This window comes from Ruegeria sp. HKCCSP346 (assembly GCF_017872595.1).
Classification (GTDB): domain Bacteria; phylum Pseudomonadota; class Alphaproteobacteria; order Rhodobacterales; family Rhodobacteraceae; genus Ruegeria.
The window spans coordinates 60,606-83,552 of sequence record NZ_JAEDOT010000008.1; the positions used below are offsets into that span (position 1 = coordinate 60,606).

The 22,947-nt window shown below is 58.8% G+C and carries 26 protein-coding genes and 1 tRNA gene; 8 read left to right on the forward strand and 19 right to left on the reverse strand.

The window, feature by feature from the left end; translation table 11 throughout:
- Window positions 1-34: 34 nt before the first annotated feature.
- The gene (locus I9185_RS17675; RefSeq protein WP_171638010.1) at window positions 35-1,138 is read right to left on the reverse strand and encodes a Gfo/Idh/MocA family oxidoreductase; all 1,104 of its coding nucleotides are present in this window, start codon (window positions 1,136-1,138) and stop codon (window positions 35-37) included.
- A 123-nt stretch (window positions 1,139-1,261) separates the two neighbouring features.
- On the opposite strand from I9185_RS17675, the gene iolC reads away from it, so the two are divergent.
- From iolC to I9185_RS17690, 3 genes are read left to right on the forward strand one after another with little or no spacing between them, the layout of a single operon-like run.
- On the forward strand, window positions 1,262-2,230 hold the full coding sequence (gene iolC / locus I9185_RS17680) for a 5-dehydro-2-deoxygluconokinase (protein ID WP_210093739.1): 969 nt from the start codon (window positions 1,262-1,264) through the stop codon (window positions 2,228-2,230).
- A 9-nt stretch (window positions 2,231-2,239) separates the two neighbouring features.
- Entirely contained in the window at window positions 2,240-3,076 is an 837-nt protein-coding gene (locus tag I9185_RS17685; RefSeq protein WP_171638014.1) for a 5-deoxy-glucuronate isomerase, read from the forward strand.
- The gene (locus I9185_RS17690) at window positions 3,073-3,912 is read left to right on the forward strand and encodes a class II fructose-bisphosphate aldolase (RefSeq protein ID WP_209835328.1); all 840 of its coding nucleotides are present in this window, start codon (window positions 3,073-3,075) and stop codon (window positions 3,910-3,912) included. Before I9185_RS17685 ends, I9185_RS17690 begins: the two co-directional genes overlap by 4 nt.
- 3 nt (window positions 3,913-3,915) lie before the next feature.
- On the opposite strand, the gene I9185_RS17695 is transcribed toward I9185_RS17690, so the two are convergent.
- From I9185_RS17695 to I9185_RS17755, 13 genes are all read right to left on the reverse strand, one after another.
- Entirely contained in the window at window positions 3,916-4,695 is a 780-nt protein-coding gene (locus tag I9185_RS17695; RefSeq protein ID WP_171725068.1) for a TIM barrel protein, read from the reverse strand.
- A gap of 26 nt (window positions 4,696-4,721) precedes the next feature.
- A complete protein-coding gene (locus I9185_RS17700; protein WP_171638020.1) occupies window positions 4,722-5,480 on the reverse strand; it encodes an SDR family oxidoreductase in 759 nt (252 codons plus the stop codon).
- Window positions 5,477-6,283 (reverse strand): 5-deoxy-glucuronate isomerase, encoded by an 807-nt coding sequence (iolB, locus tag I9185_RS17705; RefSeq protein WP_171725069.1) that lies wholly within the window; start codon window positions 6,281-6,283, stop codon window positions 5,477-5,479. The genes I9185_RS17700 and iolB overlap by 4 nt, the downstream gene beginning before the upstream one ends.
- Window positions 6,284-6,331: 48 nt before the next feature.
- Window positions 6,332-7,513, reverse strand: coding sequence for a phytanoyl-CoA dioxygenase family protein (locus tag I9185_RS17710; RefSeq protein ID WP_171725070.1), 1,182 nt, complete (start codon window positions 7,511-7,513; stop codon window positions 6,332-6,334).
- A 50-nt stretch (window positions 7,514-7,563) separates the two neighbouring features.
- Complete coding sequence (iolE, locus tag I9185_RS17715; protein WP_210093740.1) at window positions 7,564-8,463, reverse strand: myo-inosose-2 dehydratase; 900 nt, start codon at window positions 8,461-8,463, stop codon at window positions 7,564-7,566.
- Window positions 8,460-10,292 (reverse strand): 3D-(3,5/4)-trihydroxycyclohexane-1,2-dione acylhydrolase (decyclizing), encoded by a 1,833-nt coding sequence (iolD, locus tag I9185_RS17720; protein WP_210093741.1) that lies wholly within the window; start codon window positions 10,290-10,292, stop codon window positions 8,460-8,462. The genes iolE and iolD overlap by 4 nt, the downstream gene beginning before the upstream one ends.
- A 153-nt stretch (window positions 10,293-10,445) precedes the next feature.
- Entirely contained in the window at window positions 10,446-11,267 is an 822-nt protein-coding gene (locus tag I9185_RS17725) for an ATP-binding cassette domain-containing protein (protein ID WP_152459131.1), read from the reverse strand.
- A gap of 1 nt (window position 11,268) precedes the next feature.
- On the reverse strand, window positions 11,269-12,375 hold the full coding sequence (locus I9185_RS17730; RefSeq protein WP_171118992.1) for an ABC transporter permease: 1,107 nt from the start codon (window positions 12,373-12,375) through the stop codon (window positions 11,269-11,271).
- Between the two features lie 69 nt (window positions 12,376-12,444).
- The gene (locus tag I9185_RS17735) at window positions 12,445-13,365 is read right to left on the reverse strand and encodes a sugar ABC transporter substrate-binding protein (RefSeq protein WP_171638033.1); all 921 of its coding nucleotides are present in this window, start codon (window positions 13,363-13,365) and stop codon (window positions 12,445-12,447) included.
- Window positions 13,366-13,489: 124 nt separating this feature from the next.
- Window positions 13,490-14,503, reverse strand: coding sequence for an inositol 2-dehydrogenase (iolG, locus tag I9185_RS17740; protein ID WP_210093742.1), 1,014 nt, complete (start codon window positions 14,501-14,503; stop codon window positions 13,490-13,492).
- 381 nt (window positions 14,504-14,884) lie between these two features.
- Window positions 14,885-14,961, reverse strand: a tRNA-Arg gene (locus tag I9185_RS17745).
- A gap of 21 nt (window positions 14,962-14,982) precedes the next feature.
- Window positions 14,983-15,459 (reverse strand): GNAT family N-acetyltransferase, encoded by a 477-nt coding sequence (locus I9185_RS17750; protein WP_171638037.1) that lies wholly within the window; start codon window positions 15,457-15,459, stop codon window positions 14,983-14,985.
- Window positions 15,460-15,771: an ETC complex I subunit gene (locus tag I9185_RS17755; RefSeq protein WP_152459136.1), complete on the reverse strand. Its 312-nt coding sequence runs from the start codon at window positions 15,769-15,771 to the stop codon at window positions 15,460-15,462.
- Window positions 15,772-15,928: 157 nt separating this feature from the next.
- Between I9185_RS17755 and I9185_RS17760 the strand changes: the two genes are divergently transcribed.
- Both I9185_RS17760 and uvrB read left to right on the forward strand, forming a co-directional pair.
- Window positions 15,929-16,186 (forward strand): hypothetical protein, encoded by a 258-nt coding sequence (locus I9185_RS17760; RefSeq protein WP_171638041.1) that lies wholly within the window; start codon window positions 15,929-15,931, stop codon window positions 16,184-16,186.
- 14 nt (window positions 16,187-16,200) lie between these two features.
- Complete coding sequence (gene uvrB / locus I9185_RS17765; RefSeq protein ID WP_171364014.1) at window positions 16,201-18,387, forward strand: excinuclease ABC subunit UvrB; 2,187 nt, start codon at window positions 16,201-16,203, stop codon at window positions 18,385-18,387.
- Window positions 18,388-18,390: 3 nt separating this feature from the next.
- On the opposite strand, the gene I9185_RS17770 is transcribed toward uvrB, so the two are convergent.
- Window positions 18,391-19,254: an FRG domain-containing protein gene (locus tag I9185_RS17770; RefSeq protein ID WP_210093743.1), complete on the reverse strand. Its 864-nt coding sequence runs from the start codon at window positions 19,252-19,254 to the stop codon at window positions 18,391-18,393.
- A gap of 231 nt (window positions 19,255-19,485) precedes the next feature.
- Here I9185_RS17770 and I9185_RS17775 point away from each other — a divergent pair, with 231 nt between their 5' ends.
- Both I9185_RS17775 and I9185_RS17780 read left to right on the forward strand, forming a co-directional pair.
- On the forward strand, window positions 19,486-20,193 hold the full coding sequence (locus I9185_RS17775; protein ID WP_210093744.1) for an ORF6N domain-containing protein: 708 nt from the start codon (window positions 19,486-19,488) through the stop codon (window positions 20,191-20,193).
- 43 nt (window positions 20,194-20,236) lie between these two features.
- Complete coding sequence (locus I9185_RS17780) at window positions 20,237-20,665, forward strand: excinuclease ABC subunit B (protein WP_210093745.1); 429 nt, start codon at window positions 20,237-20,239, stop codon at window positions 20,663-20,665.
- A 5-nt stretch (window positions 20,666-20,670) separates the two neighbouring features.
- Here I9185_RS17780 and I9185_RS17785 read toward each other — a convergent pair whose 3' ends face one another.
- Window positions 20,671-20,904, reverse strand: coding sequence for a zf-TFIIB domain-containing protein (locus I9185_RS17785; RefSeq protein ID WP_209835348.1), 234 nt, complete (start codon window positions 20,902-20,904; stop codon window positions 20,671-20,673).
- 157 nt (window positions 20,905-21,061) lie between these two features.
- Window positions 21,062-21,484 (reverse strand): excalibur calcium-binding domain-containing protein, encoded by a 423-nt coding sequence (locus tag I9185_RS17790; RefSeq protein ID WP_210093746.1) that lies wholly within the window; start codon window positions 21,482-21,484, stop codon window positions 21,062-21,064.
- A 146-nt stretch (window positions 21,485-21,630) separates the two neighbouring features.
- Here I9185_RS17790 and I9185_RS17795 point away from each other — a divergent pair, with 146 nt between their 5' ends.
- Entirely contained in the window at window positions 21,631-22,113 is a 483-nt protein-coding gene (locus I9185_RS17795) for a pyridoxamine 5-phosphate oxidase (RefSeq protein WP_210093747.1), read from the forward strand.
- Window positions 22,114-22,116: 3 nt separating this feature from the next.
- On the opposite strand, the gene I9185_RS17800 is transcribed toward I9185_RS17795, so the two are convergent.
- Entirely contained in the window at window positions 22,117-22,524 is a 408-nt protein-coding gene (locus tag I9185_RS17800) for a universal stress protein (RefSeq protein WP_171725080.1), read from the reverse strand.
- 65 nt (window positions 22,525-22,589) lie between these two features.
- On the reverse strand, window positions 22,590-22,916 hold the full coding sequence (locus tag I9185_RS17805; RefSeq protein WP_152459145.1) for an antibiotic biosynthesis monooxygenase family protein: 327 nt from the start codon (window positions 22,914-22,916) through the stop codon (window positions 22,590-22,592).
- Window positions 22,917-22,947 lie beyond the last annotated feature (31 nt).

The following is a 22,947-nucleotide window of genomic DNA, read 5'->3' on the forward strand; positions in this document are numbered from 1 at the left end:
ATCGTCTCTCATTAGAACTTTTTTGTTTGAGCGATCAGAAATCGCGGATGTCTTTCCACTGCCGCTGCTCGGACGATGCCAAGGCGGCGGCAAGCACCCGGTTGACCTCATGCCCGTCGCGAAAGGTGGGCCAAGTGGCCGTTCCGGTGTGGACGGCCTGAAGAAAGTCTTTGGCCTCGATGATGATCTGGTCCTGATAGCCCGTTCCGTGGCCCGGACCCTGGCAGAAGGGCTCGTAATCCGGATGCGCCGGTCCGGTCAGGATTTTTGTGAACCCACGGGACGCTTCGGGTCCTTCCCGCTTATACAGCCACAGCGCGTTCTGGTCTTCCTGATCGAACCGGATGGCGCCCTTTGTTCCCGATATTTCATAAGCATAGCCCATTTTCCGCCCCGTCGCGACGCGGCTGAAATACAGGTTGCCCATAACCCCGTTTTCAAAACGGCACATCATCTGGGCATGATCATCATTTGTCACTTCACCACCCGGTCGGGTTTTGTGAACCGTTTCAACATCCGCCATCACACGCGCGATCGGTCCAACCAGCGCCAATGCACCGTTGACCATATGCGGTGCCAAATCTCCGATGGTGCCATTGGCCATGCCCGTCGTACGCCAAGAGGCAGAAGCGTGCGGGTCGGCATAGAAATCCTCGGTGTGCTCGCCCCGGAACCAGGTGATATCCCCGATTTCACCATTTGCAATAAGCTGGCGTGCGTATTGCGTCGCAGGCGTACGAACATAGTTGAACCCCACCATGTTGACCGCGCCCGACGCTTCGGCAGCAGCAACCATGGCCAGACTGTCCTCAAGCGATGCGCCCAGTGGTTTTTCACACAAGACCGGTTTACCCAGTGCAAAAGCTGCTTCGGCAATCTGACGATGTGTCGATTGAGGCGAGGCGATGACAATTGCCTGAACCCTGGGATCCTCAACCAATACCCGCCAATCATCGGTCGCTCGGTCAAAACCGTAGGCCGTCCTGTAACGTTGGGCGCTTTCGGGGCTGGAGGCACAGATGACCTCGAGCCGGGGTCTCAATGCCGTGTTGAACACCGCGCCGACCGCTGACATGGCCACGGAATGGGCCTTGCCCATATAGCCGCCGCCGACGATTCCAATTCCGATTTCAGGCATCTGCAACGGCTCCGAACATATCATTTGCAACCGGTTGCAAAATCAGTATCGTGTGAATCGATTCAACGCAAGGTCCAAACTTTGCCGACCCATTCTGCCGGAGGACAAAACTTGAGCGTTTTGATGGATGGTATCAAAGGAAACCGTTTCGCCGTTCTGGGGCGTGCGGGTATGGACCTTTACGCAGACCCAATTGGCGTCAAAAGCGAGGATGCCAGCACGTTTCATGCCGACCTTGGTGGTTCTTCTGCCAACATTTGTGCCGGGCTGGTCAAGTTGGGCAGCGAGGCGTCGCTGATCACGTCCGTCTCGAACGATGCGATTGGGCGGTTCTGCCTCAACCGGTTGCGGCATTACGGGGTGGACACATCCTATATCCGCATTCTGGGCGGCGAATACCGCATGTCTTTGGCCGTGTACGAAAGCCGGATCGAGGACTTTCAGAATGTGATCTATCGCAACGGGGCCGTTGATTTCCAAGTCACGAAAGAGGATATGGACAGGGTCGATTATTCATCTTTCTCGGCAATCATCTCGGCTGGAACGGTCTTTGCGTCCGAACCGTCGCGCAGCGCCACATTCCAGGCCTTCGAGAACGCCCGAAGCGCAGGACTGCCGATCATCTTCGACATCGATTACCGTCCGTACAGCTGGCCCTCGGCCGAGGTGGCTGCCGAAATTCTGTCGCGGGCTGGCGAAGCCAGCGACCTGATCGTCGGCAATGACGAAGAATTCGGATTCATGGCCGGCGGCATCGAAAAGGGTTTTGCCAAAGCGCAGGAACTTGCCCAAAAACCGGGTCGGATCGTCATCTACAAGATGGGCGAAAAAGGTGCTGTCACCTTTGTGGACGGGCAAGAGCTGCGAACCGGTATTTACCGGGTTACGGCCGTCAAACCCAACGGGGCTGGCGACAGTTTCATGGCCGGGCTGCTGGCCTCGATCGCGGCGGGGCACGATCTGAAAGACGCGGTCATGCGCGGTTCGGCCTGCGCGTCGATCGTGGTGTCGCATCCCGGTTGCGCACCCGCCATGCCAACGACACCAGAACTGGACGCGTTCCTCGCTTCGCATCCCGGCCCGACCACATAGGAGAGTACCATGCATATCGCGCCCTATGACAATCGGAACAAACCCATCGTAGACGCCGATGATCCGACCGTTCCGCTGAACTATTTCAACATCGTCAAACTGAACATAGGTGAAGCGTTCGAATACCAGGTGCCGGGCTACGAGACCTGCATCGTGCCCGCCACCGGCAGCGTCGACGTGGACGTCGAAGGCGTGCGCTTTGCCCATCTGGGTAATCGGGGCGAGGATGTCTGGGATGGCGAGCCCGAGGGCGCCTATGTCCCGTCGGGAGCACGGGCGCAGATGGTCTGCGTGTCAGAGGCTGCCGAGGTGTTCGTGGCAGGCGCAAAGTATGACAAGGTGCTGGATCCGTTCGACGTGCGCGAGCACGACCTGGTGCAATACGGCAGCGACGACACCAAGACCCACCGCAAAATCAAGCACATCCTCGGCCAGAAACAGCATGACAAGGTCGGTCGCCTATTGGTGAGCGAGCTGTTCACCGTCGGTCAGGGCGGCTGGTCGGGCTTTCCCAGCCACAAGCACGACACCAACCGCCTGCCGGACGAGACCCGGCATGACGAAACCTACAATTTCCGCTTCAAACCCAACTGGGGCTCGGGCCTGCAGATGCTGCAACGCGAGGACAACGAGCCGGGCGATGCCTATCACATCGTCGATGGCTCCACGATCTGCATCGACAAGGGCTATCACCCCTGCTGCGTGCTGCCGGGATACGAGATGTATTACTTCACCATCCTCGGCGGGCTGACCCAGCGGTCGCTGGTACAGTATTTCCAACCCACCCATGCCTATCAGATCGAAACGATCCCGGGCATCAAAGACATGATCGCCAAATTCAAATGACCCTCGTTACGCTCAAAGACGTCCTGCAACCCGCCTACGAACAGGGCTATGCCATCGGCGGCCTGGTGACGCTGGGCTGGGAGGACATGCGCGCCTATGTCGCCGCCGCCGAGGCCGAGAACGCCCCAGTGATCCTGCAAGCCGGACCCAGCTGCCGCGAGCACACCCCGCTGCCGATCCTAGGCAAGATGTTCCGGTATCTGGCCGAAAACGCCTCGGTGCCCGTGGTGGCGCATCTGGACCACGGCTATACCTTCGAGGACTGCAAGATCGCGCTGGACAGCGGGTTCACCTCGCTGATGTTCGACGGGTCGCGCAAGCCCTTGCAGCAGAACATCGATGAAACCGCCGCGATTGCCGAAATGGCCCATGCCGCCGGGATCTCGTGCGAGGGCGAGATCGGCTTCGTCGGCTATTCCGGCGGTGAAGGTTCCAACGGCACGGATCCCGAGGAAGCCGCGAAGTTTGCCCGCGACAGCGGCGTGGACGCGATGGCAATCTCGGTCGGAAACGTCCACCTTCAGCAAAAAAAGGAAGGTGGTCTGGACGAAAACCGCATACGCCAGATCGACTCCATGACCGACGTTCCACTGGTCATCCATGGCGGATCGGGTGTGCCGGTCGAACAGCGCGCGCGGCTGGCGCGTGAAACCGCGATCTGCAAATTCAACATCGGGACCGAGCTGCGCATGGCCTTCGGCACCGCCCTGCGCGAGGCCGTAAACCGCGACCCCGACCGGTTCGACCGGGTAACGATCCTGAAGGAAACGCACGACTCGGTTGAGGCTGCTGCCCGCACGGTGATCCGCGCCTTTGGTGCGCCACCGCAGCGGTAACGCTCAGAGCGTGAATGCCGACCGGAAGGCGTTTAGCGCGTCTTCCGGGTCGCCTGCGGCGAAGGCTTCCATCCCGACCGGGCCGCGATAGCCCAATTCGTTCAACGCACGCGCCACGGCGGCATAGTTGATCTCACCGGTTCCGGGCTCGCACCGACCGGGATTGTCGGCCACCTGCACCTCTCCGATCCAGGGCAGGCATTTTTCACACCAGCGGATCAGATCCCCCTCGCCGATCTGGGTATGGTAGAGGTCGAGATTGATCCGCAACTGCGGACGATCAACCGACGAAACCAAGGAAAGCACGTCCGCCGTTGACCCGAACGGACAGCCTGGATGGTCCAGCAGGTTCAGGTTTTCAAGCGTGAACACCACATCTTCGGCCTGGGCCAGATCACAGATCCGGTTCAGGGTGTCCCTGGCCTTGAGCCACATCGGCCCTGTGACCTCGTCATGTTGCCAAATCGGTATGCCACCGTCACCCAACCCGGTGCCGTGCAGATTCAGACGCGCAACGCCCAGGCGCTTGCCGACCTGAATTGTTTCGGCCGCCGAGGCCAGCAGCATCTCGGCCCCGTCATCGTCGGCCAGCCGCCCCTGAAGATAGCCGTTCATGATGGTGAAACTGGCGCCGGTTGCGACCAGTCTGGGAATATCGAGCTCCGGCCAGTTCCACATCCCGACACCGAACCCCATCTCGGCCAGCCGGGCGGCGCGCCAATCCATCGGCCTGTCCAGCCACAGCATCTCGGCACAGGCCGCAAGTTGAAACGGTTGAGGCATTGATTTCTCTTTCGGTATGGAAAGACTTAGATCGACCCGCCTTCGACCATGAAGTTCCCGGCACTGCACATGGCCGCGTCGTTCGAGGCCAGAAACAGCACCATCCGCGCCACATAGACCGGGTCGATCGGGTCGGGCAGGCACTGACGGTCGATCTGCTTGGCCAGAGCCTCGGGGGTGACCCACAGATCTTTCTGGCGCTGGGTCATGATCCAGCCGGGCACGACCGTGTTGACGCGGATACGGTGATCGCCCAGCTCGCGCGCCATGGTGCGGGTCAGTCCATGCACAGCGGATTTGGCGGTGGCATAGGCAGGGAAACCCGCCCCGGCCTCCCACCACGAATTCGAGCCGATATTGATGATCGAACCTGCACCCCTGGCGATCATTCCGGGTGCCACCGACTGAATGGCAAAGAACATGTGGCGGATATTTGTCGCCATGCGCTCATCCCAGTAGTCAGGCGTGACGTCGCGCCAGTCGTGCCGGTCATCCCGGGCCGCGTTGTTCACCAGAACACCCGCCTCGCCCAGCTCTTCAACCAATTGCCCTATTGCGGCGTTCATCTCGTCAATGTCGCGAAGATCGCATTGGGCGAATGCATGCTCTCCGTCCAGTTCGGAAAGCAAAGCAAGCCCGGCATCGGCGTTGAGGTCCAAAAACCCAACCTTTGCCCCCTGTTCGGCAAAGGCCCGAACGGTTTCCGCGCCAATTCCGCCGGCGCCGCCGGTGATGAAAACAGTCTTCCCTGCGAGGCTTGGGTAATTGGCAAAAGTTTGGCTCATCCGTCACGCTCCATGATCCATTCGACCTCGGGGGCCGGCACGAACCGCCATTTCCGCAGCGGTCCGGCCATGACGTTCAGATAATACATCTCGAACCCATAGGGCGCACCGCAAGGGTGATGGCCACGCGGGACAGTCACAACGTCGCCATCGGATACCGCCATCGTCTCATCCAACTGGCCGTCATCGGTGTAAACCCGCTGGATCCCAAATCCGTTCGACGGGTTCAGGCGGTGGTAGTAGGTCTCTTCCAGATAGGTGATGTGGGGATAGTCATCTTCGTCGTGGCGGTGGCTGGGATAGGACGACCAGTGGCCGTTCGGCGTGAACACCTCGGTCACCAGCAGGCTGTCGGCGTAATCCTCGGCCTCCATCGCGATGTTGTTGATATAGCGTGTGTTTGCGCCCTTTCCACGTTCAGTCAGGGTTATCCCGTCCGGACCGATCCGCCGGGCCTCGTGGCCGCCCTTGCCCGGGGCTGAACACACGGCGATCACACAATCGGTTTCGGCCACGGCCTCCCATGCGGTTCTGTTCGGCAGATAAAGGCAATGCGGCGGGGTCTTTTCAAAGACGTTCATCCGCTCGCCCAACACGCCCCAGTCCTGACCTGCCCCGGTGATCCGCGCCTTGCCTTCGACCATCACAAGGATGACTTCGCGATCCGCGGTCACTTCGTTTGCGCGATCCCCGGCCTTTAGCTGATAAAGCCCAAAGCCCACATATTTCCATCCAGCGCTTGACGGAGTGATGTCATGTACCTTGCCGTGGGTTCCGACCGGTTTCTTCAGCAGGTCTGCCATTCTTGATCTCCTTCTTGGGCGGGCCCCGAGCGCCCGCCTGTGTTGTATTCAGGCAGCTTGCCTTTGGTTCCGGGCCGATAGGGACTTGTCCAGCTGCGCCTGGGTCCATCTTTCCGCAACCGCGCGACGCAGAATATCCGCCTGGCTTTCCGGCGCATTGCCCCCGACCGGGGGGTCCGTGTCCAGATTGGTCGGGAAGGGATAGCCCTCAGCCGTGGCCGCAATTGCGGCCTCCACCTGCGCTGTGTCCAGCGCCCCGCGCTGTTTTAAGGCGATCAGTGACGGGAACACCGCCACGGACATCGCCCGCCGATCCACCGACTCCATCGCGCGCCCGAAGGCAGATGAGATTTGCAGCAGGTTTGCCATGCGATTGATGTTGGCGCTGCTGTTCGCGCCCGCCGAATGGAACAGCGCCGGATTGAAGAACACCGCGTCACCCTTTTCCAATGGCAACTGGATACAGCTGTCTTCGAAATGCGCCCGGTGTGCTTCATCGTGGAACGCCAGATAGCCCGGCGGGTAGAGCTGCGAGAACGGTAACAACTTGGTCGGCCCGCTTTCCACCGGCATGTCACAATGCGCAACCGCCCCTTGCAGGGTCAGCGAGGCCGTCACCAGATGGGCGTGAACCGGATAACTGGCCGCGCTTTCGGCGCTTTGAAACCCAAGGTGATAATCCCGATGCGCCTGTTGCGCCTTGCCACCGGGGCGCACCTGATTGATCTGCGCGGTCATTTGATAGTTCGGCCCCAGCCACGCCTCGCAAGCCGCTGCAATGGCCACATTCCCGAAATAAAGCGCAAAGCCCTCGGGATCGCGCAAGCACTGTTTCTGCAATGCGTTCCATATCCGGTCATTCGCGCCCGAGGCTGCGAAGTGGTCACCTTCTCCGGCCCCGCCCTGACGTTCTTCCTCGATCATCTGATGGAACACAGCGGTCGCCCGGTCGATCACGGACGTATCCGCAAATGCGCCTTTTAGAACGATCACACCCGCAGATTTGTCCAGCACATACGCCCATTCCGCCAGCAGCGCTTTTCTTTGATCAGCCTTCTCCAACGCCGGGCGCAGCGCATGCATATCATAGATCGGAACGTTCTTTTGCACCGATGCGGCATGAGGCACCGCACCGGTTGTCAGGTTTTGCGAGGTCAACACCTTGAATTCGTCCAGATCACAGGATTCCCGGTCGAAATAGCCGACATATCCAAGGTCCTGTTGTACCATGACGCGCTCCTCTCTGATGGCTTCGGTGTTGCCCCGTTTGGGGTGGTGATCTATGGGGTGATCTTCAGCCCGGCCTTGCCGCAGACCTCGACGATGTGGTCATAGCCCATTTTCGAGTACTCGTAGGGCGGCGCCTTGGCCGGGTCCTGCTCTGCCTCGACCACGATCCAGCCGCTGTAATCCATTGCTTTCAGTGCATTGGCCACGGCCTGAAAGTCGATGCAACCATCGCCCGGCACGGTGAACGCGCCCGCGATCACCGCATCCAAAAAACTGCGATTGTTCTCACGCGTGACCTGTACGATTTCAGGGCGGATATCCTTGAAATGCACGTGATGCACCCGGTCGCCCCAACGGTTCAGCGTGGCCATCACATCGCCGCCGCCAAACAGCAGATGGCCGGTATCGAAACACAGGCTCAATTCGGGGCCTGACCCCTCCATCAGCCAGTTCACCTCATCTTCGCTTTCGATGATCGTGCCCATGTGATGGTGATAGGCCATCGGCATGCCCTGATCTGCCATCCATTTGGCAAGCTCGGTCAGCTTCCCCGCATAGGCCAGAACCTCGTCCCGCGACAGTTTGGGGCGATCATTGACAGGTGTTCCAATCTGTCCCTGGACGGTATTGGAGCATTCGGCATAAACGATGCACGGGCTGTTCAGCGCAACGAATTGTTCGACCTGTTCGCGCACGACGGCGATCTCGGCGTGCAGGTCGTTAACCAGCGTGCTGCCCGAGCACCACCCCCCACACAGCGCGATGTCATTTGCGTCCAGATAGGCCCGCAACCCTTCGGTGTCGGCGGGCATCCTCTGGCCGCGTTCGACACCTGTATAGCCGATCTCGCGCGCTTCTTTCAGCGCCTGCTCCATCGTGTAAGCTGCGGTCAGGTCCGGCAGGTCGTCATTCTGCCAGGCAATCGGAGAGATACCGATCTTCACGCTCATTTCGTGTTTCTTTCCTTGATGGCGACTTCATAGGCCGCGCGTTTTTCATTCACTTCGGGGCGGGTGCTGACCTCGGGCACCGCCACTTCCCACCAGGTTCCGCCATATTCGGTCGATGGGTAGGGATCGGTGTCGATCACCACGACATAGGGGCCTTTGACCTCATCGCGTTTGGCCAGCGCGTCTTCGAGCTCGGCAATCGAACTGACCTTGACCGAAGTCGCCCCCATCGCTGCCGCATGGGCGGCAAAATCGATGGCTGACTTTGTCTCGTGCACAGTGTGGTCGAGAAGGTTGTTGAACTCGGCCCCGCCTGTCCCCATTTGCAGACGGTTGATGCACCCAAACCCGCGGTTGTCCGTGACGACAACAGTGAACGAAATCCCCATCATCGCCGCCGTCGCCATTTCCGAGTTGGCCATCATATAAGTGCCGTCACCGGTAAAGCAGATCACGTCGCGGTCGGGCTGGGCTATCTTGATGCCCATGGCACCGGCGATCTCATACCCCATGCAGCTGAAACCATATTCCATGTGATAGGCTCCGGGGCGTGGTGCCTTCCAAAGCTTGTGCAGCTCACCCGGCATCGTTCCGGCAGCGCACATCGCAACAGTGTTTTCCTTGGCGGCCCGCTGCACGGCGCCGATCACCTGCATATCCGTGGGAAGTGCATTGCTGTCCGCAGGGGCATCCGTCAGCGCATCAACTTTGCCGAACCAATCAGATTTCAATGCCGCGGGCAGATCCGGTGCGCGATGGCCGCCCAGCGCTTCGCTGAGTTCATCCAGACCAACCCGAGCGTCGGCCTGCAACGGCATCGCTCCGTGCTTCTCTGCGTCATAGGCGGCGGTGTTCAGGCTGATCAATTCCCGCTCGGGGTTCGCAAACAACCCCCATGACCCGGTGGTGAAGTCCTGAAACCGGGTGCCGACGCCCAGCACAAGATCCGCCCTTGCGCAGATGTCGTTGGCAGGTTCCCCCCCGGTGACACCAACAGGACCAAGGTTGAGCGGATGATCCCAGGCCAATGCGGACTTGCCGGCCTGTGTCTCGGCCACGGGGACATTGTGTGCCTCGGCAAAACGCTGCAACGTGGCGGTTGCGTCCGAATAATGCACACCTCCGCCGGCAACGATAACGGGGCGCTTGGCGGCCTTGATCGCGGCAACGGCGCGCGCCAGTTCCCCCTCATCCGGGCGAATGCGGCGCTGATACCAGACGCGCGGCTCAAAGAAGCTTTCAGGATAGTCATATGCTTCGGCCTGCACATCCTGACAAAAGGCTAGCGTCGCCGGGCCGCAATCCGCCGGGTCCGTCATCGTGCGGAAAGCGCGCGGCAGAGCCGTCAGCAGATGTTCCGGGCGGGTGATGCGGTCGAAATACCGGCTGACCGGTCTGAAACAATCATTCGCACTGATGGTTCCATCCGAGAACACTTCGGGTTGCTGCAAAACCGGATCGGGGCCACGCGTCGCAAATACATCGCCGGGCAGCAACAAAACAGGCAGACGGTTCACGTGGGCCAGAGCAGCGGCCGTGACCATGTTGGTGGCCCCCGGTCCGATCGACGATGTCACCGCCATGGCGCGTTGCCGACCCAACTGCTTGGCATAAGCAATAGCGCTGTGTGCCATGGTCTGTTCGTTGTGACCGCGATAGGTGGGAAGACTGTCTTTCACCCCATGCAGCGCCTCGCCCAGACCGGCCACGTTGCCATGGCCGAAGATCGCCCACACACCTGCGATGAACGGCTCTCCGGCCTCGTTCATCTGCGCGCCCAGATAGCGCACCAGAGCCTGCGCCGCGGTCAATCGGACTGTTTTGCTCATCATGATCCCTTTCAACTCGGAGCCGCCATCGGCGGTCCGCGGGTTTTCTCATTTGCGAAGGTGTCAGGCCTTTTGCCAGAGCCTGAAATCAGAGTGGCGTCAGGTGCCACCGCCCGATGGATGCCCCCCGTGAGGGCATCCGAGTGTCTTGCTTTAGACAGTACCGCCCAGCGATCCCTCAAGCTCGGCCATTTCCTGACCACCGGCCATCAGGTCCTGCAACTCTTCGGGTGTGATTTCACCGCGTTTGGCAGTGCCCAGTGTTTTGCCGCGGTTCAGTACGGTAAAACGATCGCCCACCGCCAGCGCATGGCGCACGTTGTGGCTGATGAAAACCACGCCGACACCCTGGCTGCGCACCCGGTCGATCGTGGCAAGAACATTCGACGTCTGACGTACACCAAGCGCCGAGGTCGGTTCGTCGAGGATCAGGATCTTGGCGCCGAAATACACCGCCCGCGCGATGGCCACCGTCTGACGTTCGCCGCCGGACAATGTCCCAACCGCCTGATCCGGCGCGCGCAGATTGATGCCCATCTTGCGCATCTCTTCCATGCAGACTTCGTTTGCATGATCCACATCGAACCGCTTGAGCAACCCTTTGCCCTTTGTGGGTTCGCGCCCCATGAAGAAATTGCGCGTCACGCTCATCAGCGGGATCATCGCAAGATCCTGAAACACGGTCGCGATGCCCGCTTCCATCGCGTCACGCGGCGTGTCGAAATGCAACGGCTGGCCTTCGAACAAAATCTCGCCCTTGGTGGGTTTGTGCACCCCGGACATGGTCTTAATGAAGGTGGACTTGCCCGCGCCGTTGTCGCCCAGCAGGCAATGGCATTCCCCGGGCTTGACGTCAAAGCTGACGCCAGCAAGTGCGATGATATTGCCAAAGTGCTTTTCGATGTCTTTCATCTGAACGATGGGCGCCTGATCATCGACGGCATCGCCATGGTGGAACTTGGTGTCTTCGGTCATATCAGCGCTCCCCGGTTACGCGCTTGCGGATCGCGTTGTTGAACAGAACGGCAATCAACAGCATGGCACCCAGGAAGACCTGGAACCAATCCTGATCAAAGTCGGTATAGGTCAGTCCGATGACGACCATTCCAAAGATGATCGAGCCGAAGAAAGCCCCGATGGCCGAGCCGTATCCGCCGGTCAGCAGGCAGCCGCCGATCACCGCGGCGATGATCGCCTCGAATTCTTTCTGGAACCCCCGCCGCGCATCGGTCGAGCCTGCGTCCATGACGGTAATGATCGCCACAAGGGCGGCACAGCACGCCGTCAGCATGAACAGTGAAACCTTGACGCGGTTCACCGGTACACCCGAATTGGATGCAGCCGTGCTGTCACCACCCGAGGCGAAAATCCAGTTCCCTACCGGGGTACGCAGCAGCACGTAGGTCGCCGCCAGTGTAATGACGATAAACCACAGGATTTCGACCGGAATACCCGGGACCTTGGGCGCGCCGCTTTTGAATGTATCGATCATGCCGTTGGCGGCCAGCCATGCGAACAGGCTGCCGAATGCTTCGCCCGAAAAGAAGGGGGCCAGCCAGTCGTTTTCGACCGCGTCGCGCACGCCGCGCAGTTGGGTCGAACCGCCTGTCGCCATTTTCAGCCCCACCAGTGACAGGCCACGAAGGATGAACAGAAACGCCAGCGTTACAATGAACGAAGGCAGGCCCGAACGGATCACGATATTGCCGTTGACCGCACCGACACAGGCCGCAAATACGAATGTCATTGGGATGGCAAAGATCAGCGGCAATTGCCAGGTCACGACGCAGACGCCGAAAAACAGCCCCGAGAACGCGACCATCGATCCGATCGACAGGTCGAACTCTCCACCGATCATCAGCAGTGCCGCACCGATCGCCAGGATACCCAACTGTGCCGCAGGGGTCATGAAGTTCATGACACCGGCAAGAGTGAACATCGATTCATCTGCGGTGATCGCAAAGAACACGAATACCAGAACCGCCCCTGCAATGGCGCCCAGCTCGGGTCTTTTCATCAGTTTGGTCAGGAACGGTTCTTTCTTGACCCTTTCGTCCGACAGGACGGGCGCTGATTCACTCATGGTTTCCTCCCAATTCGGTGAGACCGGCGCGTTGGCGCCGATCCTGTTGTTTGTCGGATCGCGCCGAAATCAGCGGATACCCTGCGCGGACAGTTCGATGACCTGTGCGGCCTTGTCCTGAGTGATCAGGTTCGGACCCGAAGGCACGTCGCCGCCCGGCATCAGGCCGTATTTGGCGTGCAGACCCATGAAGTTCACCGACAGGTAGCCCTGAAGGTACTGCTGCTGGTCAATGGCAAAGGCCGCGTCACCATCCACGATTGACTGGAGGAAGTTGGCCGACAGGTCGAACGAGGCAACATTCAAATCCCGCCCCGAGGCTTTGGCCGCGGCGACCGAAGGCTCGCCGGCCGAGCTCGCGCCCAGCGCCATAACGGTATCGACGCTTTCGTCAGCGGCCAGCGCGGCGGCAACTTTGGACTCGATCTCGGACGGATCGTTCGAGGTCGGCAGAACGGTTACTTTACCGCCAAACCCTTCGGTGAAGCCTTCACAGCGCAGGTCAAGTGATACGTTGCCGACCTCGTGGTTGACACAGATCGCATTGGTTCCACCCATCGAGGCCAGCTTTTCACCAGCCGCCTTGCCCGCATCATATTCGTCCTGACCCACATGCAGCAGAGCGCCCAGTTCCTTGGCCACTTCCGCACCCGAGTTGATCGAGATCACCGGGATACCGGCGGCAACCGCACGTTCGATCGAGGGGCCAAGCGCATCGGCATCCGGGATCGAGACGATCAGTCCGTCAGGCTCCTGGTTCACGGCGGCGTCGATCAGCTGCGACATGGCAACCATGTCAAAGGTCTCAGGTGCACGATATTCCACATTCACACCGACATCTTTTCCGGCCTGCTCTACGCCGTTCTTCACGACGTTCCAGAATGCGTCATTGGCCTGGCCATGCGACACGACCACGATTTCCTGCGCAAATGCAGGTGTGGCCAAGGCCAGTGCCCCCGCAGCAAGCGCGCCTTTAACGAATTTCTTCATTTCAGTTTCCTCCCAATGGTTCAGTCTGATCTTCTGTCGGGGTACCGGCCCCAATCATCCGGCTGTGCCGAATCTCAGTGGCTGCGGCGCTGGGCCGAGCTGGTATTAGTTTGAAGAATTTCGATCATTTTGCAACCGGTTTCAAAATCTCTTCCATCCGAACGGGCTTTCCCGTCTGCGCTGACAGGGTCGCGGCCTCGGCCATCGCCAGCGCTGCAACACCGTCCTTCAGCGTGACCGGAACTTCGGATCCACTTTCAACAGCGTCGACAAATGCGGCCCATTCCACACGGTAAGCAGGCATGTAGCGTTCCAGGAAGAAATAGGTCGGCTTGGCCCCCACCACACCGTCCGCCGTTGACTTTACGACAGTGTTTTCCAACATGTTCTGAGCCTGTAGCAACCCCTCGGACCCCAGCAGTTCGACCCGCTGGTCATAGCCATAGGCCGCGCGCCGCGAATTCTTGATGACCGCGATGCGGCCATCCGCGTAAGTCATTGTAACTGCCGCTGTATCCACATCCCCCGCGGCGCCGATTTCAGCATCCACAAGCGAGGACCCAACCGCCGAGATCGTTTCGGGAACGTCCCCCATCAGGAAGTTAGCCATGTCAAAATCATGGATCATCATGTCCCGAAACAAACCGCCAGACACCTTTACGTAGCTGACTGGTGGTGGCGCCGGGTCAAAAGATGTGATCGACATGAGCTCTGCCTTGCCGATCTCACCCGCATCCAACCCCGCCTTCAAGGTCGCAAAATTGGGATCAAATCGCCGATTGAACCCTATCATGACCGGCTTGCCGCGTTCCGCGACGGTATTCAGACAATCCGAGGCGCGCTTCAGGTCCAAATCAACTGGCTTTTCACACAGGACGGCTTTTCCTGCGCCTGTCGCTGCTTCAATCAGGTCAGAATGCGTATCTGTTGGAGTTGCAATCAGAACCGCGCCGATTTCCGGATCCGCAATGATCTCTTCGGAACTGCGCGCCTCGGCCCTATGATCACTGGCAAGGCTGGCCGCGGCCTCGGTCAAGGCATCGGAAACAGCAATGAGTTTGCTGCCCGGATGCGATGCAATCGCCTGCGCATGAACACGCCCGATGCGCCCGGCACCCAACAATCCGACGTTCAACATACAGATCTCCCGAATCTTGTTGTTGCGCGCAACAATGATTCTATTTGCAACCGGTTGCAATATTTTTTTCACAACCTTGGCGCTTTTGCGGCCCAGGCCCCATATCACCCTGAAAAATTCGCGTTATGATCCCGGATCCTGATCCGCCGGCTGCAACCCACACGCTGAAATCCGCGCATTGGCCATCCTACGGGAATCCCCCAATTTCGGAACATGGTGAATCAGGTTAATGTTTGGTTAAGGAACACACACTACCACTCTGTGACCCCTTAGAAGGGCTGGCATGACCCCCTCGTCCAGCCCTTCATACCTTACCCGACAACCGCGAAGAAACAGCCCGCATTGCGGCCTGACGTGTTCATCGAAATCGAAATTCGAGAATGGCGATCCCTGAAGGACTCGAACCCTCAACCTGCTGATTAGAAGTCAGCTGCTCTATCCAGTTGAGCTAAGGGACCGCTGCACCCTTCTTGCGGTTTTTACGAGCGGGGTTCAAGAGCCAAGCGCATGAATGCGCTGTTCGGATCGTCACTGTACCCAAAGATCGGTCCGCAATAGGAATAACCCAACGCTTCGTAAAGCTTGCGGGCGGCATCATACTCTGGAAGATGCTCTGCCCCGGTTTCCAAAACCAAAGCCTTGACGCCTTCTGCGCGCGCCAGATCGGCCAGATGAGCCATCATGACACGCGCCAGTCCGCGCCCCCGTGCCTGTGCGAGGATATGCACCGATTTCACCTCGGCCGTGCCATCGGGCAACAGCTTCAAGGCGCCGCAGCCCAAAGCCTGCTGATCGTCGTAAATCGCACAGAATCGAATGCCCGATCCGGCCAGTGATTCTGCGCTCATCGTATGGTTGCTTTCCGCAGGGCCGGCCGATTCGCTGTGAGCGAAATGAGCTTCCACAATCGGGCGCAACACGTCCGAGGTCGGGTCTGCCTCGCGAATTTCGATCATTCAGTGTGTCCAGGGCCCACGGCGGTCGGTGGCGAAGTTTTCTCCGTATCCGCGTGCGCGCAGGTTGGGTTTGCGCTTGTGCGGCTCGCTGACCTGCGCATCGATGCCATTGTCCCTGGCATAATCCATCGCCTCTTTCTTGGTGTCGAATTTCAGGCGTATCTGGGTTTGCGTGTCATTGGATGATGTCCAGCCCATCAGCGGATCAACCTCACGTGCCGAAGCGGGGGCATATTCCAGAACCCACTTGCGGGTCTTGGCCATTCCTGAAGTCATCGCATTCCTTGCAGGCTGGTAAATCCGTGCGCGCATGTCGCCTCTCCGTACTCACTTGGCTGGACCTGTTTATGCGTCAGAGCGCAGCCCGGGACAAGACAACAATTGTCGCGGATTGTCGAAGCAAGCCAATGACAGAAACTGTCATCAGGGCCAACTATGATCTTCGACAAGTCAGCCGAAGGATAAGCAGATGATCCATCGTGAATGCATTCTGGACGTCAACGCAAACCCCGGGAACAACCGGGCGATGCCCTCGACCGAAGCCCATGCCGTGATCGCCGGCAAACCGATGATGACGAAGGCTCTCATCGGCGACCTTGCCGCGTTGGCCGGCAAGGTTGGCTCGGATCACAATCCGGATGCGTATCTGCCCAGTTTCAAAACTGGGGAATTTGTACCGGATCAGCCCTTGCAGTTGGACAAAATAAGAACAAATGTAGGGGCCTGATCCGGAGCCTGCCCATGCCATACGCCCATTCCGACAAGACTCAAATGACAACCGAAGATGTTCGGGCCCGCCTGAAACTGGAAGGCGGCAAACGGTTTGTCATGCATACGGAGTTCGCCCCCGCAGGAGACCAGCCAACCGCGATCAAGGAACTTGCAGGCGGCATTCTGGATGGAGAGCGCGATCAGGTTCTGTTGGGGGCGACCGGTACGGGCAAAACCTTCACCATGGCCAAGGTGATTGAAGAAACCCAACGCCCGGCCATCATCCTCGCCCCCAACAAGACATTGGCGGCGCAGCTTTACGGAGAGTTCAAGGGGTTTTTCCCGGAAAACGCGGTCGAATATTTCGTCTCCTACTACGACTATTACCAGCCCGAGGCCTATGTCGCGCGATCGGACACGTATATCGAGAAGGAATCGCAGATCAACGAACAGATCGACCGGATGCGCCACTCGGCCACGCGGGCGCTGCTGGAACGCGACGACGTGATCATCGTGGCCTCGGTCTCGTGCATCTATGGCATCGGCTCGGTCGAGACCTACGGGGCGATGACGCAGGATCTGAAGGTCGGGCACGAATACGACCAGCGGCAGGTGATGGCCGATCTGGTGGCCCAGCAATACCGCCGCAACGATCAAGCCTTCCAGCGCGGGTCATTCCGCGTGCGGGGCGACAGCCTTGAAATCTGGCCCGCTCACCTTGAGGATCGCGCCTGGAAATTCTCGTTCTTCGGTGAGGAACTGGAAAGCATCACCGAATTCGATCCGCTGACCGGCGAGCGCGCCGCGACGATGGAACAGGTGCGCGTCTATGCGAACTCGCACTATGTCACGCCGAAACCGACGATGCAGCAGGCCATCATCGGCATTAAAAAGGAACTGCGTCAGCGGCTGGATCAACTGGTGGGCGAGGGCAAGCTGCTCGAGGCGCAGCGGCTGGAACAGCGCACCAATTTCGACCTCGAGATGCTCGAGGCCACCGGCGTCTGCAACGGGATCGAGAACTACTCGCGCTATCTGACCGGCCGCGCGCCGGGCGAGCCGCCCCCGACCCTGTTCGAATTCATCCCCGACAATGCCATCGTTTTTGCCGACGAATCCCACGTCAGCGTGCCGCAGATCGGCGGCATGTATCGCGGCGACTACCGGCGAAAATTTACGCTGGCCGAACACGGGTTCCGCCTGCCCTCCTGCATGGACAACCGCCCCCTCAAATTCGAGGAATGGGACGCCATGCGCCCGCAATCGGTGTTCGTCAGCGCCACCCCGGCCAAGTGGGAGATCGAACAGACCGGCGGTGTCTTCACCGAACAGGTGATCCGCCCCACGGGTCTCTTGGACCCCGAGGTCGAGATCCGCCCGGTCGAGATGCAGGTAGACGACCTGCTGGACGAGGTGCGCAAAGTTGCCGCCAATGGCTTCCGCACGCTGGTCACCACGCTGACGAAACGCATGGCCGAGGACCTGACCGAATACCTGCACGAACAGGGCATCAAGGTCCGCTACATGCATTCCGACATCGACACGCTGGAACGGATCGAGATTCTGCGCGACCTGCGGCTGGGCGCATTCGACGTGCTGGTCGGCATCAACCTGCTGCGCGAGGGGCTCGACATCCCCGAATGCGGGCTGGTCGCCATTCTGGATGCGGATAAAGAGGGCTTCCTGCGGTCCGAGACCTCGCTGATCCAGACCATCGGCCGCGCCGCCCGCAACGCCGAAGGCCGCGTGATCATGTATGCCGACAAGATCACCGGCAGCATGGAGCGCGCGCTGGAGGAAACCAACCGCCGCCGCGCTAAGCAGATCGCCTATAACGAAGAACACGGCATCACGCCCGAGACGGTGAAGAAGAATGTCGAGGACGTTCTGGCCGGTCTTTACGAAGGCGACGTCGACATGAACCGCGTCACCGCCACCATCGACAAGCCGATGCACGGCGCGAATTTGGAGGCGCATCTGGACGGGTTGCGCGAGAAGATGCGCAAAGCCGCCGAGAACCTGGAATTCGAAGAGGCCGCCAATATCCGGGATGAGATCAAACGTCTGGAAGCGGTCGACCTGGCCGTCGCCGACGACCCCATGGCGCGCCAATGGGCGGTCGAGAAAGCCTCGGAAGACGCGGTGAAATCACGCGGACGGTCAACGGCTGGCAGGCCGGGGCAGCGGGGTGGGAATGTGAAGCGGCGGAAGCGGTGAAGGTTAGTTTTCTGGCCCCTTGGAGTAGTGCCGCTTTAGCCATGTCGCCAGACCATCAAGGCCAGGGTAAATTACTCTTTCCGTAATGTTCGACTGATCAAGTCTATCGCGCACTTTCCACTTCAGACTGGCTGGAACAATGATCTTCTTTGCGACAATTTGGTTCGATGAGAGCCAGTCGTGAATTGGTATTCTGCATCCAGAAAAGACAGAGAATAATGCGAATTGGTTTACCACTCGATCATCAATGGAAGATGGCTCGAAAAACAACCCAAAATCTTTGTGGTGCAAGCCACCAAAATCCCTAAGAGAACTGATCGACGACGCGAACATATCAATGTTTATTGTATTGCCTTCGCGACTCTGTTTGATTCCCGTTTGAGAGAAATTCTCTAACATTTCAGTGGTAAAGACAAAGGAGCCCTCATTTCTCAAATGCTCCTTCAGTGCATTTGGTAATAGTCCGTGGACACTTGGCATATCAACGACCCAGACAACTCCGTCAATATTCATCGAACTAATATTGTCGGTTGCGAAATGCAGAGCGATGTAGGGCGAGTAAGTCCAGTCCAAAAGCCGCGTGGGAACACCATGATGTTGCGCTACGGTCAACCAATTCCAAAAAGAGTCCCGCTCGACAACATTTCTGTGTGCGTATTTTTTGAAATTTCGCAGAAGATGATATTCGATGTCCTGAATTGGCCCGCCAAGCCTTTGCAGGCTGGTGTCTAATCCCCAATTCGAATTTGTCATACCGCGGAACACACAGGTTGACCGATGGCGTTTTAACTCTTCATCCCAGTCGTTTTCGAATAGTTGAGTATGAAGCTCTTCCCATGTGTCTGGGCGAATGGTCTGAAAAGACATAGATTTTATCACTTTGCTGCTTGAACATCTCAATATGCTTATTTGACAGCTTTTTCATCGGTAGCAACCCTAAGTAAGCCTAGCATGGGCTTCCAACTTCTCGCTAAGACGCGACCCAAACTTATAATGGGGAAATACCTCATCCTATGCGGCATCCCACACTCCACCCTTGCCACCCGCCTCCCCCTCCTCCACGTTTGAAATCACAAATTGTGATTCCAAACGGCTGCCATGACGAACCCGAACACCCTGCCCTCCTCGCATGAGGTCCAAAGCGCCATTCACCGGGTGCGCGGTACCCGCGTGGTGCTGGCCGAGGATCTGGCGCGGTTCTACGGAAAATCCGTCAGCGCCTTCAATCAGGCCGTCTCGCGCAACAAGGACCTGTTCGAGGGCTACCGCTTTCAACTGACCGACGCCGAGGTGGCCGATTTGACATCACAGAATGTGATTTCAAAGCCCAAAGGCCGCGGCGGGCGGCGGGTCAACCCGTGGGTCTATACCGATTACGGCGTGGCCATCGCCTCGACCCTGTTCAAGGACCCGCGCGCGATCAAGATCACCCGCATGATCACCGAGGCATTCGTCGACGGCGCCAACGCCCTGACCGAAACCCCACGCAGCGCGCCCGAGATCCTGCCGCCCGAGGACGCCCCCGCCCCGCTGCTGCCCAATGGCCAGCAACTGCGCGATCTGGCCGAAAACATCCTCGATTCCGGGCAGCAGAGCCTGGTCGATTACATCGCCAACCCCACCACCAAGCGTCAGCAGGCCGTGGCGACAATCATGAAGACCCTGGCCGAAACCGCCGGCGAAGAGGTGCGCACCCAGCACGAGCGTCTGCGCCTGCGCATCGCTGAACGGTTGGCTGCGGGCGATTATGCCGATGATGACGACCGCAAGGGGTTGCTGGACCTGCTGAATGCGATGAAAGACTGACGCAGCCCTTGCCCCGGACCTTTCGGCCGCTAGACTCGGCACCATGCGCGTTGTCCTGTTATCATTGATCCTCGGAACACCCGCCGCCGCGTGGGAAGCAACGGTGGGCCAGATCTGCACCCTGTCACACGTGACGGACACGGCAGAGATATTCCTGACCTATGACCCCGCAAAGCCGCTCTATACCCTGTCCGTTACCCGCAAGACCGAAGGTTGGACCAATACCCCATGGTTCGCGATGCGGTTCCAGGGGCCAAACCCTATCGAAATCGCCACTCCGCATCATGTCCTATCTGACGGTGCATCGATGTTGACGGTTACCGATACCGGATTTGGAAACGTGCTGGACGGGCTGGAATACAACCTGACCGCCTATGCGTTTACGCAGGACAGGGTGAGTGAATTTCCCTTGGACGGTGCAGCGCCCCAGGTTCGCATTTTCCGCGAATGTGCCGGGGCCCAGCTGTCCTAACCGGGTCAGAAATCGAACAGATCTTCCAGAAAGCCGCCTCTTTTCTTTTTCTTGCGATGGCCGTGATCCGCCCGGTCATCGTAGCCGGGTTGTGGCGAAGAATACGCTGTCGAACGCTCGATGATCTTGTCCAGTTCGCCCCGATCCAGCCAGACACCTCGGCATTGCGGACAATAGTCGATTTCAACCCCGTTTCTGTCCGTGATGACCAGTTGAGTTCCGTCAATCGGGCATTGCATCATACGATCTCCTGTTTTGCCATCCATATGAGATGGGGTTGATCCGCTGCATTGCCATCCCACTGTGACATGACGCCCGTTCGCTTGAGGCTAACTGGATGACACAGGCAACCGGCCCCGGCCCGAGCAGATTTTCTGGACTTCGCGATTACAACCGTCAGGGGCGCACGAACTTGGCCGTTCCAAGAGACCGCTGTTGCGGTTCGGGATTGTTGTGAACTGGCGGCGCAGTTGCCCGGGGCGGGCTGGCAGCGCCACAGGCGACCCCGTCGCCATCCGGGTCATTACGCTTGTGATAACCCGCCTGCCCCTCGTAAAACGGCCCCACCCCCAGCGACTGCGTTGCATCACACCCTGCCAATGCGATCAGGTGGATCACCGCCTCTTCCCGCTCAAATTCGGACAGGCGCAGAAAAACACCCGTGGCGATCAGCACGGTGGTCAGCGGCAACAACAGAACCATGACCAGAATGCGTATCGGAGACAGCGCATGCCTGCGCGTCGCCTCTGCGCGCCGGTGTCGTCTGGACGGCCGCGGCTTCGGATCAGGCGTATCCTGCGAGGGTTTCTTGAACAGCATTGTCTGATCTGTAACGTCGATTTGTGGCAAAGCCGAGGCAATCCCATATCGCTGAGGTAAAACAAATGGCGCAATCCATTTCAGGCACTTAACTTAAAATGACAGGGACCGTCATCTGCCCGAGTTTTTGCTGCCGAACCGATATCGTGACCCAATCCGATCCTTATCAGACGCCCGACGCAGCGGCGCGCTTGCAAGCACAGGACCTTCTCTTTCAGGCCAAATTTGCCGCACTGGCCTTTCTACGCCCTGACACCGGGTTGCCGTCTGTCTCGCGGATCGCGCTGGCCACGGATGAAGCAGGTTGCCCTGTTTCGCTGATTTCAACCCTTGCGGAACACACGCGCGCGCTGAGCGCTTGTCCCAACTGCGCCCTTCTGATCGGAGAGCCCGCAGACAAGGGCGACCCGCTGACCCATCCGCGCCTGACATTGCACGTGATCGCTCAGCCAGTTCACCGGGACATGGCAGGCTATGGTGACTTGCGCGACCGGTACTTGGCGCGACGGCCCAAAGCGAAACTCTATATCGATTTCGCCGATTTCGGACTGGTCCGGTTCGCCATCCAAGACGGCCTTTTGAACGCCGGATTTGGCAGGGCCTGCCGCCTTACCGCACAGGATTTCTAGCCATCAGCGGACCACATGCACGGCACATGCCGCATGACGAACGACATGAGACGCGGTAGAGCCCAGTAGCAGGTCCTGCATCCCCGGCCGGTGGGACGCAATTATGATCAGATCGGGTTTGTTCGCCTCGGCCCAATCCAGAATGGTCCGGCCGGAATGTCCCTCGATCACCAAACCCTTTGCATTCGGCAGCTGCGATGCCAGTTCATCCAGTTCTGTCTGAATCGCCTTACGCGCCTCTGTCAGATATTCTGACGGCATGTACGAGATTGCATAGTTAGGAATATGCTCGACCACATGCAACAAGGTCACCTGCGCGTCTGGCGTGGCCAGAATCTGGGCCAGCTTCAAAGGCCCGGATGTATCTCTTTCAACATCGAACGAGATGGGGACCAGAATGTTGTGATACATGATGTGAGCCTCCGTTGTTGCAGGCTAACTTTGAAACAGATACGAATTGCAGGCTTTGATTCAGGTCAGGAACTGCCGAATGTCTCAGCGACGTCATACATGACCGGTTCAAAGCTTTTGCAGAGTTCGTTGATCTTGCGGTTGCGATCGCGCATTTCAGGCGTGCGCAGCATGGCAAGGAAATCTTCGCGGCGTTCCCATTGCGAATAGTTTGCTATTCGGGTTTGCGCGTCATTGACGTGCAGCCCGGCGGAAACGAAACCTGGCTGCTTCGAAATGAATTCGGCATAGGCATCCGTCAGAGCTTCCAGAAGGTCCTGACAGGTGCCGGGCGTCATTTCAAAGGTCGTGATAACTGTTTGAACACTGGCGTTTTTGGCGATTTTCAGCATCGGGATTCTCCACTTTCTGTCCCAAGCCTAA